The organism is Streptomyces sp. NPDC102406 (assembly GCF_044765725.1).
GTDB lineage: Bacteria > Actinomycetota > Actinomycetes > Streptomycetales > Streptomycetaceae > Streptomyces.
In genome coordinates this window covers 60440-77359 of sequence record NZ_JBIWKP010000014.1, presented here as the reverse complement: position 1 = coordinate 77359, position 16920 = coordinate 60440, and the positions used below count along the sequence as shown (strand labels likewise).

The 16920-nt window shown below is 74.0% G+C and carries 12 protein-coding genes; 3 read left to right on the top strand and 9 right to left on the bottom strand.

Translation table 11 applies throughout. The features are described 5' to 3' along the window. Positions 1 to 69 precede the first annotated feature (69 nt). The 8 genes from ACIRF8_RS34050 to ACIRF8_RS34015 all read right to left on the bottom strand — a co-directional run bounded on the left by ACIRF8_RS34050 (position 70) and on the right by ACIRF8_RS34015 (position 12298). Positions 70 to 753: a response regulator gene (locus tag ACIRF8_RS34050; protein ID WP_404221416.1), complete on the bottom strand. Its 684-nt coding sequence runs from the start codon at positions 751 to 753 to the stop codon at positions 70 to 72. An 8-nt stretch (positions 754 to 761) separates the two neighbouring features. After that, positions 762 to 1949 (bottom strand): sensor histidine kinase, encoded by a 1188-nt coding sequence (locus ACIRF8_RS34045; protein ID WP_404221414.1) that lies wholly within the window; start codon positions 1947 to 1949, stop codon positions 762 to 764. Positions 1950 to 2000: 51 nt separating this feature from the next. Beyond that, complete coding sequence (locus ACIRF8_RS34040; protein ID WP_404221412.1) at positions 2001 to 4205, bottom strand: MMPL family transporter; 2205 nt, start codon at positions 4203 to 4205, stop codon at positions 2001 to 2003. Positions 4206 to 4295: 90 nt separating this feature from the next. After that, positions 4296 to 5189, bottom strand: a complete 894-nt coding sequence (locus tag ACIRF8_RS34035) for a kinase (RefSeq protein WP_404221410.1) — start codon at positions 5187 to 5189, stop codon at positions 4296 to 4298. Beyond that, positions 5186 to 8455 (bottom strand): amino acid adenylation domain-containing protein, encoded by a 3270-nt coding sequence (locus tag ACIRF8_RS34030; protein ID WP_404221408.1) that lies wholly within the window; start codon positions 8453 to 8455, stop codon positions 5186 to 5188. Before ACIRF8_RS34030 ends, ACIRF8_RS34035 begins: the two co-directional genes overlap by 4 nt. Next, positions 8452 to 9735 carry an ATP-grasp domain-containing protein gene (locus ACIRF8_RS34025; RefSeq protein ID WP_404221405.1) on the bottom strand — a complete coding sequence of 428 codons (1284 nt, stop codon included), beginning with the start codon at positions 9733 to 9735 and terminating at the stop codon, positions 8452 to 8454. Before ACIRF8_RS34025 ends, ACIRF8_RS34030 begins: the two co-directional genes overlap by 4 nt. After that, a complete protein-coding gene (gene argH / locus ACIRF8_RS34020) occupies positions 9732 to 11222 on the bottom strand; it encodes an argininosuccinate lyase (RefSeq protein ID WP_404221403.1) in 1491 nt (496 codons plus the stop codon). The genes ACIRF8_RS34025 and argH overlap by 4 nt, the downstream gene beginning before the upstream one ends. Next, positions 11219 to 12298: a cysteine synthase family protein gene (locus ACIRF8_RS34015; protein WP_404221401.1), complete on the bottom strand. Its 1080-nt coding sequence runs from the start codon at positions 12296 to 12298 to the stop codon at positions 11219 to 11221. Before ACIRF8_RS34015 ends, argH begins: the two co-directional genes overlap by 4 nt. A gap of 181 nt (positions 12299 to 12479) precedes the next feature. Here ACIRF8_RS34015 and ACIRF8_RS34010 point away from each other — a divergent pair, with 181 nt between their 5' ends. Further along, complete coding sequence (locus ACIRF8_RS34010; protein ID WP_404221399.1) at positions 12480 to 13280, top strand: thioesterase II family protein; 801 nt, start codon at positions 12480 to 12482, stop codon at positions 13278 to 13280. Here the strand turns inward: ACIRF8_RS34010 and ACIRF8_RS34005 are convergent. Beyond that, a complete protein-coding gene (locus tag ACIRF8_RS34005) occupies positions 13219 to 14580 on the bottom strand; it encodes a class II 3-deoxy-7-phosphoheptulonate synthase (protein WP_404221552.1) in 1362 nt (453 codons plus the stop codon). The two genes, ACIRF8_RS34010 and ACIRF8_RS34005, sit on opposite strands and share 62 nt — an antisense overlap. 176 nt (positions 14581 to 14756) lie before the next feature. Between ACIRF8_RS34005 and ACIRF8_RS34000 the strand changes: the two genes are divergently transcribed. Continuing rightward, positions 14757 to 16331 (top strand): anthranilate synthase component I family protein, encoded by a 1575-nt coding sequence (locus tag ACIRF8_RS34000; RefSeq protein ID WP_404221397.1) that lies wholly within the window; start codon positions 14757 to 14759, stop codon positions 16329 to 16331. Further along, a complete protein-coding gene (locus tag ACIRF8_RS33995) occupies positions 16328 to 16915 on the top strand; it encodes an anthranilate synthase component II (RefSeq protein WP_404221395.1) in 588 nt (195 codons plus the stop codon). The genes ACIRF8_RS34000 and ACIRF8_RS33995 overlap by 4 nt, the downstream gene beginning before the upstream one ends. Positions 16916 to 16920: the final 5 nt, after the last annotated feature.

Sequence of the window (16920 nt, the reverse complement as noted above, 5' to 3'; positions counted from 1 at the left end):
GGCACACCGAGCGCATAGATGGTAGGAGCACGGGAATCCCGGGGGCAGGGGCCGCGCGGGGCGCCGCTCTCAGGGGCGGGTGAGCAGGCCGCGTTCCAGGGCGACGACGACGGCCCGGGTGCGGTCGCTGACGTCGAGTTTCGCGAAGACCCGGAGCAGATGTGTCTTGACGGTGGCTTCGCCGATGACCAGGCGGCGGCCGATCTCGGCGTTGGACAGGCCGTCGGCGACCGCGCTCAGCACGTCCCGTTCGCGGGCGGTCAGGGCGACGGGTTCGGGGCGGCGCATGCGGGCCACGAGGCGTTCGGCGACCTTGGGCGCGAGGACCGTCTCGCCGCGGGCCGCGGAGCGGATGGCGTCGGCGAGCTGTTCGCGGGTGGTGTCCTTGAGCAGGTAGCCGACGGCGCCTGCCTCCACCGCCCGTTCGATCTCGACGTCGGTGTCGTACGTGGTCAGGATCAGCACCCGCGTCGCCACCGGCAGGGCGGCGATCTCGGTGGTGGCGGCGACGCCGTCGAGCACCGGCATCCGCAGGTCGACGAGGGCCACGTCGGGGGCGAGCCGTTCGACGAGTCCGACGCCCTCGCGGCCGTCGCCCGCCTCGCCGACGATGTGGATGGTCGGCTCGGCCGTGAGCAGGGCGACGACGCCGGCCCGCATCACGGCGTGGTCGTCGACCACGATCACACGGATCCGGTCGGTCACCGTGTCGGACAGGGTGTCGGTCAGGGTGTCGGTCAGGGTGTCGGTCATGGCGGGCCTCAGTCCTGGGTGGGGAGGGGCAGGACGGCGAGGACGCGGGTGCCGTCGCCGAGCGAACTGGTGACGGTGAGTTCGCCGTCGAGTTCGGCGAGGCGGCGGCGCATCCCGTCGAGGCCGAAGCCGTGGGACTCCTCGACGACGAAGCCGCGGCCGTCGTCGGTGATCTCCAGTTCGACGCCGCCGGGGAAGCCGGTGAGGACGACGCCGACGGCCTGGGCGTCCGCGTGTTTGCGTACGTTGGCCAGGGACTCCTGGGTGCAGCGCAGCAGGGCGACGCGGGTGCGCTGGTCGAGTGCGAGGTCGGGGAGTTCCGCGGTGACGGTGAGGCCGGTGTCCTCGACGAAGCGGTCCAGGGTCCGGCGCAGGGTGGTGGCGAGCGAGCCGGGTGCGACGCCGCTCTCGGGGGCGGCGCCGACGAGCACCCGGGCCTCGGCGAAGTTCTCGCGCGCGGTCTGCTCGATGGAGGTCAGTTGCTGGGCGCAGCGGCCGGGGTCGAAGACGGTGGCGGTGCGGGCGGCCTCGGCCAGGACGACGATGGAGGCGAAGCCCTGCGCGAGGGTGTCGTGGATCTCGCGGGCGAGCCGTTCGCGCTCCTCGACGGCGCCCTGGCGCTGGTATGCGGTGGCCAACTCCTCCTGGGTCTGCACGAGTTCGGCGGTGAGCTGTTCCTGGCGTTCGTTGCTCTGGCCGACGAAGCGGTGCATCCACAGCCCGAGGCCGACGCCGGCGACGTAGGCGATGACGGTGAACACGGCGTTGCCGGTGAGGAACTGGGGGCTCCAGCCCTGGCCGAGGGTGCCGCCGAAGACGGTGCAGAGGGCGGCGGCCCCGCTGAGGGTGACGGCGTCGCGCGGGGCGCGGGCGTAGAGCCAGAACTGCGGCAGGGACACGACGTAGAAGGCGGCCCCGCCATCCAGCAGGTAGGAGGTGATGCCGAGGGTCAGGGCGAGGACGCCGAGGTAGGCGCGGGGGTGCAGGACGGGGTTGTCCGGCCGGTTGAGGGTGACGGTGTGGCAGAGCGCGATCAGGGCGAGCAGGCCGAGCAGCCAGAACTTCCTGGCCGGCGGTGCGTCGAGCACGGCGACGGCCGTCGGCAGCAGGCCGAGCAGGATCCAGCCCGCCATGTTCCAGCGTCGGATCCGGTCGAGGGTGAGTCGGTCGCCCGGCTGCTGCTGCCACTGAGTCACGGTGATTCACCTCATGGGTAAGGGGGTTCGGGTGTCGGCCGGTGCGCCGGTTCAGCTCACCGGTTGCAGGGGGCGGGGGGCCGGTTCGGCGGCGGTGCGGGCGCGGCGCACGCCGCGGGAGGGCCACCAGTTGGCCTCGCCGAGGAGCAGCATCAGGGACGGCAGGACGAGCATCCGGATGACGAAGGCGTCGAGGAGGACGGCGACGGCGAGGCTGAAGCCGATCTGCTTCATCTCGATGAGGTGCAGGGCGGCGAAGCTGGCGAAGACGGTGACCATGACGACGGCGGCGCTGGTGACGACCCCGGCGGAGCTGCCGATGCCCTCGATGACGGCCTTGCGGGTGGGGACCCCGCGCAGGGCGGCTTCCCGGATGCGGCTGATCACGAAAACCTGGTAGTCCATCGAGAGGCCGAAGAGGATCACGAAGAGGAACAGGGGGACGCGGGAGCCGATCGATCCGGTGGAGGTGAAGTCGACGAGGCTCTCGGCCCAGGTGTGCTGGAAGACCATGACGAGGATGCCGAGGGAGGCGGCGGCGGAGAGCAGGTTGAGGAAGATGCCGACGAGGCCGAGGACGATCGAGCGGAACGCGTAGACGGTCATGACGAAGGTGACCAGGAGCAGCGCGCCGATGATGAGGGGCAGCTTCTGTTCCTGGTGGGTCGGGTAGTCGGTGTAGCGGGCGACGTCGCCGGTGACGGCGTATTCGGCGCCTTGGAGCTTGCCGACGGTCTCGGGGACGTAGGTGTCGCGGATGTCCTTGAGGGAGGACTGGGCCTCGTCGCTGCTGACGTAGTGCGGGACCTGGAGCTGGAGCAGGCTGACGCGCTTGTCGGGCGAGGTGCGCAGGGCGGCGGTGCCGCTCAGGCGCGGGTCGTCCCTGACGTCGGCGGCGAGGGTGCGCAGGGCGGCGGTGACCTCGGGCGAGCGGTCGGCGTCGGCGCGGACGACGATCTGGTGCATGGACTTGAGGTCGGGGTAGGCCGCGTTGAGGCGGTCGTAGACCTGCATGGCGGCGATGGAGCGGGAGTGCGTCTCGCGGCCCATGTCGGTGAGTTTGAGGGAGAGGACGGGGGCGGCGAGGGCGACCAGCGCGATGACGGTGACCATGAGCGTGGCGGCGGGGTGCTTGGCGACGGGGCGCAGCACGGCGGCGGTCAGCCGGCCGGGGCCGTTCTTGTGGGCGCGCTGCTTCTTGGGGGCGAGTCCGCGGGCGGCGCGGCGTTCGGCGCGGCGTTCGGCGCGCATGCCCATCTGGGCGAGGAGGGCGGGGAGCACGGTGAGGGAGCTGACGACGGCGACGAGGGTGACGACGATGGCGCCGGTGGCGATGGAGGAGAAGATGACGTCGTCGGCGAGGTAGAGGGTGGCGCTGGAGATCGCGACGGCGAGGCCGGACAGGACGACGGCGCGGCCGGAGGTGGCGGCGGCGAGTTCGACGACGCCCTGCGGGGTCAGCCTGCCGCCCGCGCGGGCTCGTTCCTCGCGTTCGCGCTTGAGGTAGAAGAGGGTGTAGTCGACGCCGACGGCGAGGCCGATGAGCAGGATGACGTTGGTGCCGACGCCCGCGTCGGGGAAGACGTGCGAGGCGACCATGGACAGGCCGACGGCCGCCATGATCGAGGAGAGGGCGAGCAGCAGCGGTACGAGGGCCATCGCGACGGAGCTGAAGACCAGCAGCAGCGTGATGAGGGTGACGGGCAGCGCGATGACCTCGGTGCGGGAGAGGTCCTCGCTGCGGAGGTTGTCGACGCCCTTGCTGATGGAGGGGGAGCCGGTCTCCTCGATGCGCAGGTCCGGGTTGGCCTTCTGCACGGCGGCGCTCTGTGCGAGGAGCGGGTCGACGTGCTTCTTGCCCTCCAGCTCGGGGCCGTTCATGGTGACGGCGACGCGTACCGCGGTGCCCGCGGCGTTGCGTACCGGGTCGGCGACGTCGCGTACCTCGGGGAGCTTCGCCATGCGGGCGGCGACGTCGGCGGCGGCCGTGTCGGCGGCCTCGATGTCGAAGCGGCCCGCGCCGGGCTTCGCGGTGATGAGGATGTGCTCGACGGGGCGCTGCTGGAGTCCTCCGTCGGCGGCGATCTCCTCGCCTCGTCCTGCTTCGCCGATGCGGAAGTCCTCGGTGGTCGCCGCGTTGGTGCCGGTGGCGATGCCGATGCCGAGGCACAGGACGACGAACACGAGCCAGCCGACGATGCCGCGCCAGGGGTTGGCGGCGCTCCAACGGGCCATGCGTACAGGAAGATTCTTCATGAGATCCATACTGTTCGCGGGGGGTGTGGCGCCGACAGCGGCGACCGGTTGAACCTGGGGTCCACCACCTGGTGGACCCCCGTGCTCCGGTCAGTGGAAGCTGAGGGTGTGGTAGATCGTCACGTTGCCTTCGAGTTCCTGGCAGCGTTGGGCGGTGGCGGCGAGGCGGGCCGCGTTGTCGGGGGCGGTGGTGTCCAGGAGGATGCCGAGCGAGGTGCCGCTGTGGCCGATGACGACGCCGAGTCCGCCGAGCTCCTCGCACATGCGGATCATCGGCTCCAGCGAGCGTTTGTGGCGCAGGACCTGGTTCATGCGGGCGCTCTCGGTGGCGACCCGGCCGACCTCGGCGAGGTCCTGCCGGTCGACGGCGCGGGTGACGCGGTCCAGGAGGCGGGCGTAGTCGCGCCGGTCGGCGGCGGTGAAGGGTTTCGGGATGGCGTTGAAGGCGACGGTGTCGACGGCGCCGCCCTCGTCGATGCCGACGACGGTCATCGGGGGCAGTGAGCCGAGGCGGGCGCGCAGCCGCACGCTGCGGTGGTGGAAGGCGACGATCGCCGGGTAGAGGACGCCGTCGGTGGGTTCGATGCGGGCGAGGTAGGACTCGATGCGGCGGGGCGGCATGGGCTCGCCGAGGGCGTTGGCGACGGCCCGTGCGGTGGCGACGAGGTCGGCGCTCGAACTGGCGAGGCCCTTGCCCTCGGGCAGGGTGCTGTCGATGCGCAGCACCCCGCCCCCGGGTCTTCCGGCGTCGTCGAGGATCATCCGGGCCAGCCGCAGGGCCTTCTTCTTGTGGACCGGGCCGACCGTCAGCCCGGTTTCGTCGGGGGTGAGTTCGAAGTGGGCCGTGGACCAGCGGGCCACCGGCAGGGTGACCAGGAAGTCGCCGTCGTCCTCGGGCAGGACGCCCTGGAGCAGTTCGCCGAAGGTGCCGAAGGCGGTGCTGACGCCGGTGGCGGCGACCCGGCGGTGGTCGATGGTGGTCACGTGCGACTCCTGTCCTGTACGGGGGTCCGGGCGACCGCCGCCCGGACGCGGGCCGCGCTCAGGGCGGGCCGGGTGCCGATGAAGTAGTGGCCGCCGTCGGCCAGTTCGTGGAGGGTGACGTGGTCGGCGAGGGCCTGCCACGCGTGGACGGCGTGGGCGGCTCCCGCGGTGCCGGGGTCGTCGCGGGCGACGACGACGTCGACCGGGGCGGCGAGGCGGCGCGGGTGTTCCTGGAGCCGGATGAGGTGCCGGTGGGCGGTGTCGACGTCGTGGCGGTAGGCGCGGTCGGTGACCTCGGCGCGTTCGGGCTGGTAGGCGTCCAGCTCCACGTAGGCGTGGCCGCCGCGCAGCCGGCCGAGCAGGGTGTGCCGGTCGACGGCGGCGAGGTCGGCGAGCTCGGCGCGCAACCGGTCGGCGTCGGGCAGGAGTTGGGCGCCGAGGAAGACCCGTTCGGCGGGGCGGCCCGCTTCCTGGAGGAGGCGGGCGGTCTCCAGCGCGGTCGCGGCACCCGAGCAGTGCCCCCACAGCAGGACGGGGGTGGTGAGGTGGTCGAGGATCTCGTCGCGGGCGCGGCGCGCGAGTTCGGGTACGTCCTGGAGGTCTTCCTCGGGGGCGGCGAAGTCGTGGCCGGGCGGTTCCGCGCCGTACACGGCGATGCCGTCGTGCCTCAACTCCTCTGCCAGCGCGCGGTAGTTGACCGCGTTCCCGGCGGCGTAGGGGAAGCAGACCAGGGTGTGGTGCGGGCTGCGGACCTCGATGAGCGGGTGCAGCAGCCGGCGGCGGCGCGGCAGGGCGGGTCCGCCGTCGCGGTGGCGGGTCACGGCGCGGGCCAGATCGGCGAGGACCGGGTGGGCGACCAGGTCGGCGACGGTCAGGCGGCGGCCGAGGTGGGTCTGGAGGCGGGCGGCGGCCAGGGAGGTGCCGCCGAGCGCGAAGAAGCTGTCGTGCCTGCCGATGCGTTCCAGGGGGACGCCGAGGACCTCGGCCCAGGCGACGGCGAGGCGCCGCTCGTCGGGGGTGGCCAGGGCGGTGTGGGCGCCGCCGCCGTGGCCGAGGGTGCCGGCGAGTTCGGCCAGGGCCGCCTTGTCGACCTTGCCGTGGGGGGTGAGCGGGAGACGTTCGAGGCGGTGGCAGTAGGTGGGCACCATGTAGTCGGGCAGCAGGGCGGCGAGGTGGTCGCGGGCGCGGGCGGCGGCGTCCTCCTCGCCGGGCGTGCCGGGGGCGTCGTGGGTGGTGAAGAACGCGGTGAGGGTACGGGTCGCGCCGAGGTCGCCGTCGAGGACGACGGCGGCGTCCCGTACGCCCGGCACGGCCGCGAGGCGGTGCTCGATCTCGCCGAGCTCGATGCGGTAGCCGCGGATCTTCACCTGCTCGTCGTGGCGGCCGAGGAACTCGATGCGGCCCCCGGGCAGCCTGCGGCCGAAGTCGCCGGTGCGGTACATGCGGGTGTCGGCGCGGTAGGGGTCGGGCACGAACGCCTGCCGGGTGCGTTCCTCGTCGTTGATGTAGCCGCGGCCGACGCAGAGCCCGGAGAAGGCGATCTCACCGGTCGTGCCGAGGGGGACGAGTTGCAGATTGTGGTCCAGGACGTAGGGGTTGACGTTGCGCAGCGGCCTGCCGAGCGGCACGAAGCCCGTCTCCGGTACGCCGTCGAGGATCTCGTGCAGGGTGTCGTCGCAGACCTCGGTGGCGCCGTACGCGTTGACGAGACGGACGCCCGGGTGAGCGGCGAACCAGCGGCGCACCAGGTCGTGTCCGAGGACCTCGCCGGTGACGCAGAGGGTGTGCAGGGCGCCGAGGTCGCGCGGCCGGTGTTCCGTGTGGCGCAGCAGGACGTCGAGGTAGGCGGGAACGGTCTGCGCGACGGTCACCCCGCCGGCGGCGAGTTCGTCGAGGAAGCCGGGGACGTCGAGGAGGAGGTCGGTGTCGATGACGCGCACGGCGGCGCCGACCAGCAGCGGCGCGGCGAACTGCCACAGCGAGATGTCGAAGCCGACGGACGCGGTCTGGGCCACGACCTCGCCGGGGCCCGCCGTGAGCCCCATGTCGTCGATCTTCGCGTGGAGGTGGTTGACGAGGCCCGCGTGCTCGCACAGGGCGCCCTTGGGGGTGCCGGTGGAGCCGGAGGTGAAGTAGATGTACGCGGCCTGGGTGAGGGCGGGCGGCTCCGGCAGGGGGTGTCCGGCGGCGGCGGTGATCCGGTCGGGGGTGAGGACGGCGGGGCTGTCGTCGAGTGCGGCGCAGGCCTTGCGGACGAGTGCCTCGCTGGGGTGGTCGGCGAGGACGAGCACGCAGACCGCCTCGTCGAGCTGGACGGCGGTCCGCTCCACCGGGAGCCCTGGCGAGATCGGCAGGTAGACGGCGCCCGCCTTGAGGACGCCGAGGGCGCTCGCGATCCAGTCGAGCGTGCGGTCCATGACGACGGCGACCACGTCCTCGGCGCCCGCGCCCGCCGCCGCCACGGCGCGCGCGACGTCGTCGGAGCGCGCGTCGAGCTCCCGGTAGGTCCAGGTCCGTCCGGCGTGCGCGGCGGCGGGCGCGTCGGGGTGGCGCAGGGCCTGCTCGCGGAACAGGTCGACGACGGTGCGCGCGGGCGCGTCGACGCGCGGCCCCGCGAGGCCGTAGAGCTGGGTCGCGGTCTCCTCGGCGGAGAGCAGGCTCTGGCGGTCGTGGCGGGCGGCCGGGTCCTTCGCGAGCAGGCGCAGCGCGGTCAGGTGGTACCCGGCGAGGCGGGCGGCGTGTTCGCCGTCGAGGGCGGCGAGGTCGTAGGTGACGTGCAGGGCGAGGCCGCCCGCCTCGCGCGCCCACGCGAACCGCACCACGGCGCCGGGCCCGGTGCCGTGCACGCCGGTGGCGAGGCCGGACAGATCGAGCACGGCGTCGGGCGCGGCGCCCGTCGCCCCGGGCACGCGGGAGACGGCGTCGGCCAGTGCGGCCCAGGTGGACGGGTGGACGGTCAGGCGCAGGGCCTGGGGCGCGCCGTCGCGGCGCGGGGGTACGTAGCCGGAGACGACGCCGCGCTCGGAGGTGAGGGTCGACAGGACGCGGGCGTGCGCGGCGAGCAGCAGCGTGGGCAGATCGGTGCCGAGGTCGCGGGCGACGCGCTCCACCTCCCGCGTGCGGTCCGCGGGCAGGGCGGCGCGGTGGGTCCCGGTGCCGGGGCCGCCGCTGTGGGGGGCGCACCAGCGCGGGACGGTGGAGGCGAACTCGGCGAACTCGGGGGACTCAGGGGGCCCGGTCTCTTCGGGAACGGTCGGCTCGCTCATCGGACGACGGCCCTCTCTCGTGAAGGGTCCTGCGCGGTGTCCCGCGCGGTGTCGGTGGACGGGTGCGGGGCCGGTCCGGTGGCGGGGGCCAGGTCGATCTCGATGAGGTCCGTGGCCGCCAGGGCGCGGCGGGCCGCCGCCAGCGGGTCCGGTGCCTCGGCCACCACGCAGGCCAGCCGGTCCTGGAAGGAGTGCGTGATCCGCACGTGGCGGCCGGGCTCGGTGGTCGCCCGCGCGGTCAGTACGCCGGGGGACGCGGCGGCGGCGGTCAGGCCGCGGACACCGGCGACCCGGCCCTCGCGGGTGGCCCGGACGAAGCGGACGGAGGCGTGGCCGGTGCCGGGCACGGGCCGGGCCGCGGGGAGCCCCGCCGCACGGGCGACGGCCGCGTCCACCAGGTCGACGCCGAGGGCGGCCCGGACGGCGACCGGGATCATGCCGCCCGCGAGGCGCGGGTTGACCTCGATGACGACGGGGCCGCCGGCCGACCAGCGCAGTTCGGTGTGGGCGGCACCCCAGCCGAGGCCGAGCGCGGCCAGGGCGCGCAGGGCCGTCTCGCCGAGGGCGTGGGCGGTGGACTCGGGGGTGACGGCCGGGACGTCGTGGCCGGTCTCCACGAAGTACGGGGCGGGGCCCACGTGTTTGGCGACGACGGTGACGACCTCGCCGTCGAACGTCTCCACCGAGAACTCCGGTCCGGCCACCGCCTCCTCGACCAGGAGGCGGTCGTGCCCGTCGCGGTCCAGGAGGCGGCGTGCCCAGGCGAGGGTGTCGGCGGCGTCCCGGCACAGGCGGACGCCGACGGAGCCGGAACCGCTCACCGGTTTCAGGACGACCGGGAAGCCGAGGGAGTCGGCGGCGGCGACGGCCGCGTCGGCGTCCCGCGCGACGGCGAACCCCGGCACCGGGACCCCGGCCGCGCGGTGCCTCTCGCGCTGCACGTCCTTGGTGCGGCAGGCGGCCACCGCGTCGCCGTCGGGGCCCGGCAGGCCGAGCGCCGCCGCGGCGTGGGCCGCCGCCGCGACGTAGTACTCGGAGCTGGAGGTGACCCCGGCGAGGCCGCCGTCCCCGGCGAGGGCGGTCAGGGCGCGCAGTACGGCGTCCGGCCGCGCGGTGTCCAGGGCGAGGACGTCGACGGCGTCCTCGGCGGCGTACGGGTACCGCCCCGGGTCGCGGGCGAGCAGGACGGGGCGCAGGCCGCGGGCGCGGGCGGCGGCGCAGAACTCCCGGCCCGTGCCCGTGGTGTTGCTCTCCAGGAAGGCCATCCAGGGGGCGGTCACCGGGTGCCTCCCGTGCCGTGTCCGGCGTAGCGGGTCACGACGGCTTGTGCCTCGGTGTCCAGGTGGTGGCCGGCCGCGCGCAGGCGGGTGCGGTGGGCGGCGGCCCAGTCCGCGTGCTCGCGCAGGCGCCCGCGCAGGGCGTCGACCACCTTGTCGCACTCCCCCGGGCCGCCGCCGCGGTTGAGGTCCGCGACCGTCTCGGCCAGAGAGGGCAGCGGGGCGCCGAGTCCGTCCGGCCATTCCAGGCCGGTGAGTTCGGTGTCCCCGGCCTCGACGGCGCGGCGCACGGCCGCGCCGACGACGTGGTGCGCCGTGCGGAACGGGACGCCCTGCGCGACCATCCGGTTGGCGACGACGGTGGCGGTCACGAAGCCCTCCTTGGCACGGGCCTCCATCCGTTCGGCGACCGGGCGCGCCCCGGAGACCAGTACCTGGCCGAGCAGGATGGAGTCGCGGACGGCGGCCAGCGCGGGCCAGACCACGGCGACGGCCTCGGTGCCGACCTCGATGGAGTTGGTGAACGGGGTCGACTTCATCGCGGAGGCCGCCGCCGTCCACGCGCCGACGGCGACGGCCGCCTTGGCCTTGACGTGTTCGAGGAGGAACGCGTTGCGTTTCTGCGGCATCGCGGAGCTGCCCCCGACGAGCCGTTCGGGGAAGTCGACGAAGCCGAACTCCTGGGTGCTCCACAGTTGCAGGTCGGTGGCGAGCCGGCTGAGGGTGACGGCGGCGGAGGCGACCACGGCGAGTCCGCGCAGCACGGTGTCGCGGGCGGCGACCGCGTCGGTGGCGTGCAGCGGCGGCGCGGTGAAGCCGAGCAGCAGGGCGGTGCGCTCCGGGTTGATGGGCAGGTCGGTGCCGGCGACGGCGCCCGCGCCCAGCGGGCAGCGGTCGAGTTCGTCGACGGTGTGGCGCAGCGCCGCGAGGTCGCGGTCCAGGGCGGTGGCGATGCCGGCGAGGTAGTAGCCGTAGCTGACCGGCATGGCGGGCTGGAAGTGGGTGTAGAGGGGCATGGCGACGTCGGCGTGCGCGCGGGCGCGGGCCAGCAGGACGCCCTGCTGGCGCATCAACTGGCTGTACAGCTCGGCGAGTTCGCGGCGCAGCCGCATCGCGGTGACGGTGGCCTTGATGTCGTTGCGGGAGCGCGCGGTGTGCAGTTTGCCGCCGACGTCGGTGCCGAGTTCGGCGGAGAGGTAGCCCTCGTACATGAGGTAGGCGCCGCGTGGGGCGGGCAGGCCGTCCAGTTCGAGGAAGCCGCTGTCGCGCAGGCCCCGTACGGCGGTGATGAGGCGGGCCGCGGCGGGGCCCGGCAGGAGGCCGCTCTCGACGAGCATCACGATGTGGGCGAGGTCGACGGTGGTGATGGGTTCGAGTTCGCGGCGGATCTCGTCGGCGCCCTGCTCGCCGTAGACGATGCGGCGGGTGCGGGGGGCGAGGGTGCGGGTCAGGCGGCCGGTGTCCTTGGCCTGCTCGTCGGGGCGGTTCATGAGAGGACCTCTTCCGCGAGGGGCACGTCCTGGGCGGGGCGCGGGACGGCGCCGGCCACCGCGTCGTAGGGGCGGCGCCGCCACGCCAGCCGCGACCAGCGCTCGCCCGCGGCCGCGGGGTCGGTGACCCGCAGGGGTTCGGCCGGGCGGGGCGCCGCCGTGTGGCCGTTGGCGGCGAGCCAGGCGTCGTCGTAGACGGTGGCCTGGTAGCGGTAGCCCTCGTCGGGGAGCATGACGACGCACCGCCGGTCGGGGTTGCGCTCGGCCCACCAGCGGGCGACCTGGTAGGCGGCGCCGCTGGTCGGGCCCTGGAACAGGGCGTGGCGGGCGTGCAGGGCGCGGGTGCTGGCGTACGCCTCGGCGGCGGACAGCCAGTGGACCTCGTCGAAGACGCCGTGGTCGAGGTTGTCGGGCCACAGGCTGTTGCCGAGGCCGCGCAGTTCGCGCGAGCCGTCCCGCTGCCCGAACAGGACGCTGCGGTGGGTGTCGACGCCCAGGGCGAGGGTGTGCGGGGTGTGGGTGCGCAGGGCGCGGGTGGTGCCGCACATGGAGCCGCCCGAGCCGACCGGTCCCACGAGGCAGTCGACGGTGCCGAGGGTGCGCCGCAACTGCTCGGCGACGGTGGCGTACGAGCGCGGGTTGTCGGGGTTGCTGTACTGCTCGGGGCAGAAGCTGTCGGGGAGTTCGGCGCGGATCTCGGCGAGCCGGTTCAGGCGGGCCGTCTGGTAGCCGCCGACCGGGGCGGGCTCCTGGCAGATCTCGACGCGGGCGCCGAGGTCGGTGAGCCTGCGGTACAGGTTGGCGTCGATGGCCGGGTCGCTCACCAGGATCAGCTTGCGGCGCATCAGGGCGGCCTGCATGGCGAGGGCGAGCCCGAAGGTGCCGGAGGTGGTCTCCACGATGACCGTGTCCGGCCCCAGAAGGCCGCGGTCGCGCGCCCGTTGGAGTATGTAGTGGGCGGGCAGCAGCTTCATCAGGGTGAAGACGGCGCCGTAGAGATTCTCGCCGATCCGGACGAGACGCGGCATCATCGTGGCCTCGGTGATCGAGGGGTACGTGGCGGTGGCCGGCGGCATGACGCTCCCGGGGGTGGTCGTAGGGCGGAGACTTCCGTACGACCCATGCTGGCGAGCGGCCCTGACACGCGACTGACAGCCGGGGCGGCGCGCGCCCTTGTCAGCGGGGTGTCAGCGCGGCGCGCGAGCATCGCGGGGGGCGCCGGTGGGCGCCGCGTGCGCGACGAGCCCTGGGGGCAGGATGCTGTGGACACAGATCGTGGAGCCGAGACCGTTCGCCGGGTGGCGTCTGGTGTGCTTCCCGCACGCGGGCGGCTCGCCCTACTTCTTCCGCGACTGGGGCGGGGCGCTGCCGTGGGCCGAGGTGCACGCGGTGTGCTATCCGGGGCGCGCGGAGCGGTTCGGTGAGCCCTGCGCCACCGACCTCACGGCGATGGCGCGGGAGATCGCGGTGGAGCTGCTGGCGCCGGACGACGACCGGCCGCTCGCCCTGTTCGGCCACTCCATGGGCGCGACCGTCGCCTACGAGGTGACGCGGGCCCTGGAGGCGGCGGGCCGCACCGTGCGCCATCTCTTCGCCTCCGGCGCGCGGGCACCCCAGTCGCACGTGCCGGACAGCGCGGCGGCGGCCACCTGGGACGAGGCGGCCATCACCCGCACCCTCGTCGAACTGGGCGGCACCGAACCGGAGTTGCTGCGCAACCGGGCGTTCGTGGAGCTGGTCCTGCCCTACATCGGCGCCGACTTCCGGATGCTCGCCGCGTACGGCGGGGGTTCCGCACGGCCGCTCGCCTGTCCGCTGACGGCGCTGGTCGGCGCCGACGACCCCCGGGTGACCGCCGCCCAGACGGCCGCCTGGGGCGAGGTCACCCGCGGCGCGTTCGCCCGGCACACGCTGCCGGGCGGCCACTTCTACCTGGAGCAGGCGCCGCCCCACGAGGTGCTGGCGACGGTCCTCGGGGCGGGGGCGTCGTCGGGGCTCACCGGTCGCGATACATCTCCGCCAGCAAGAACGCCAGGTCCAGCGACTGCGTGTGGTTGAGGCGCGGGTCGCACGCCGTCTCGTACCGGGCGGGAAGGTCCTCGGCGAGGAGGTCGTCGCCGCCGCCGACGCACTCCGTGACGTCGTCCCCGGTCAGCTCCACGTGGATGCCGCCCGGGTGGGTGCCGAGCGCCCGGTGCACCTCGACGAAGCCGCGCACCTCGTCCAGGACCGTCTCGAAGCGGCGCGTCTTGTGGCCGCTGGGCGCCGTGGTGGTGTTGCCGTGCATCGGGTCGCTGACCCAGCACACCGGCGCCCCCTCGGCGGCGACCTTCTCGACCAGGACCGGGAGCACGTCCCGGATGCGGTCGGCACCCGCCCGGACCACGAACGTGAGGCGGCCGGGCTCGCGGTCCGGGTCGAGGCGGTCGATCAGCTTCAGCGCGTCGTCGGGGGTGGCGCCGGGGCCCAGCTTCACGGCGACCGGGTTGCTGACCCGGGAGAAGAACTCGACGTGCGCGCCGTCCAGGTCGCGGGTGCGCTCGCCGATCCACAGCAGATGGCCGCTGCCCGCGTAGAGGCGGCCCGTCTCGGGGTCGGTGCGGGCGAGCGCCGACTCGTAGTCCAGGAGCAGCCCCTCGTGGCTGACGTAGAAGTCGGCGGTGCTCAGTTCGCGGGTGTCGATGCCGCAGGCGTGCATGAAGTCCAGGCTGCGGCCGATCTCGTCGGCGAGCGCCTCGTAGCGCTCGCCGGCCCCCGAGCGGGCGACGAAGCCCCGGTTCCACGCCTGCACCTGGCTCAACCCGGCGAAGCCGCCCGTGGTCAGGGTGCGGACCAGGTCGAGCGTGCTCGCCGAAGCCGCGTACATGGTGCGCAGGCGCTCGGGGTCGGGGGTGCGGGACGCGGCGGTGAACTCCTGCCCGTTGACGGCGTCGCCGCGGTACGACGGCAGGGTCAGCGCGCCCTGCCGCTCGACCGGGCTGGAGCGCGGCTTGGCGTACTGGCCGGCCATCCGGCCGACCTTGACCACGGGCAGCGCGGTCGCGTGCGTGAGGACCACCGCCATCTGCAGCAGCGTCTTCAGCTTGCGCCGCACCGCATCGCCCGTGACCTGCTTGAACGTCTCGGCGCAGTCGCCGCCCTGGAGCAGGATCGCCTCGCCGCGCGCCACGGCCGCCATGCGGGTGCGCAGGGCGGCGCACTCGGCGGCGCCGACCAGCGGCGCCGACGCGGCGAGCCGGTCGGTGACATCGCGCAGCGCGGCCGGGTCGGGCCAGTCGGGCTGCTGGGCGGCCGGGAAACCGCGCCAGGAATCGGTGAGGTGTCTTTCGTGCCGTTCCAGGACTTCCAGGACTTCCATCGCCATGCCTTTCCCTAGAAACGTCGAATATGGGCCCACTACATATCCGCGCCGGGCACCCGGTCAAGTAATTCAACAATGGACCGCATCGGCTCCGTTGAATTGGTCTGGCCCCGCGCGCAAGGCCGTTGATTGACTCGACCCGACATGAACGACGAGCGGTGGGGAGTTTCACCTTGACCGGAACCTTGACCGAAACCCCGGCGGAAAACCTGACAGAGATCCCGACGGAGATCCCGACGGAGACGATCGGCGTACGGATCGGGTCCGCGCCGCTGCCCCGGCACGAACCGCTCGCGCTGTACGCCCGGTTGACCGGTGGACGCCCGTCCGCGGACGTGTTCCTCCTGGAGAGCCTGGCGGGCAGCGGCGAGGACCGGCGCTCGGCCGTCGTCGGCGTCGGACGGCTCGCCGAGATCCGCGTGCACGACCGGTACCTGGACATCGACGGCGTGCCGGCGGTGGCGGCGGCGCTCGCGCGGGCCGCCGCGGCGGCGGGGCTCGCCCGGGACGCGCCACCCGGCCCCGGCGCGCACCGGCTGCGCTTCACCGGCCAGGACATGCTGTGGGCGGCGCTCGGCCGGGCCCAGCGGATCTTCGAGGTGGACGGCAACGTGCCCGCGCGGGGCTACGCGTTCGGGTTCCTGGCCTCCTTCGCGTACGAGTCGGCGTGGCACATGGAGACGCTGCCCGCGCGGACCAAGGAGCCGCACGGCCCGGACATCACGCTGTCGCTGTTCAGGGACACCGTCTGGTACGACGTCGCGGGCGGCGCCCCCCGCCATCTGCGGGCGCGCAGCGGGTGGTTCGCGGCCGCGGGGCCGGGGGCGGACGTCGCCGGGGCCGCCGCGCGGGCGGCCGGGGACGGGGCGGGGCCCGCGCTGCCCGAGGCGCCCGCGCCGCGCTCCGTGCGCGACAGCGTCGGCCGGGAGACGTTCCTCGGCTGGGCGGACCGCTGCCTGGAGCACATCGGCGTCGGCGACCTCTACCAGATCCAGCTCGGCCACCGGATCGACGTGGAGACCGACCTGGAACCGCTCGACGTGTACCGGCGGCTGCGCGGCCGCAACCCGTCGCCGTACATGTATCTGATGCCGCGGGCCGGCGGCACGCTGATCGGGGCGAGCCCGGAGCTTTTCTTCCGGATCGAGCCCGACGAGGCGGCCGGCGACGAGATCGTGATGCGGCCCATCGCGGGCACCGCGCGGCGCGGCCCCGACGACGAGGAGAACCGGCGCCGCGTCAAGGAGATGCGGGAGTCCACCAAGGAACAGGCCGAGCACATCATGCTGGTCGACCTGTGCCGCAACGACATCGGCCGGGTCAGCAGGCCCAGCACCCAGCCGGTGGACCGGCTGATGGCCGTCGAGACCTTCTCGCACGTCTTCCACCTGGTCTCCACGGTCTCCGGGCGGCTGGAGCCGGGCGTCGACGTGTGGCAGGCGGTCCGCGCGACGTTCCCGGCCGGGACGATGACCGGGGCGCCCAAGGTACGCGCCATGGAGGTCATCGACGGCCTGGAGAGTGAGCGGCGCGGCGGCTACGCGGGCGCCGTGGGACTGATCGACGTACGCGGCTGGTCCGAACTGGCCCTGTGCATCCGCACGGTGGAGTACGACGGCGCCACCTACTCCACGCAGAGTTCGGCGGGCATGGTCGCCCAGTCCGATCCGGCGGCGGAGTGGCGGGAGACGCTGGCGAAGATGGGGGCGGCGTACTGGGCGCTGACCGGAGAGGAACTGCTGCCGTGAAGGTCCTGCTGATCGACGCGTACGACAGCTTCGTGCACATCATCGACCAGTACCTGCGCACCCTGGGTGCCGACACCCAGGTGGTGCGCTCGCTGACCCGCACCCCGGCCGCGCTGGCCGCGCTGGAGCCGGACGCGGTGGTGCTCGGGCCCGGCCCCGGCCATCCCGCCGACTCCGGGCACGTGGAACTGGTGCACACGTTCGCGGGGCGGGTGCCGCTGCTCGGCGTGTGCCTGGGGCACCAGGCCATCGGGCTCGCCTACGGCGGGCGCGTCGAGGTGGCCGGGCAGGTGATGCACGGCCGCACCAGTACGGTGCGGCACGACGGGGCGGGTCTGTTCCAGGGGCTCGGTCATTCGCTGGAGGCGACCCGGTATCACTCGCTGCTGGTCGCCGATCCGCTGCCGGAACCGCTCGTGACGACGGCCGTCGCCGCCGACCACGGCTATGTGATGGGGCTGCGGCACCGGACGCTGCCCGTCGAGGGCGTGCAGTTCCATCCGGAGTCGGTGATGACGACGGGCGGACTGACGATGATGCGCAACTTCCTCGACCTGCGGGCCGGGGCCGCCGCCGTGCGGTAGCCGGG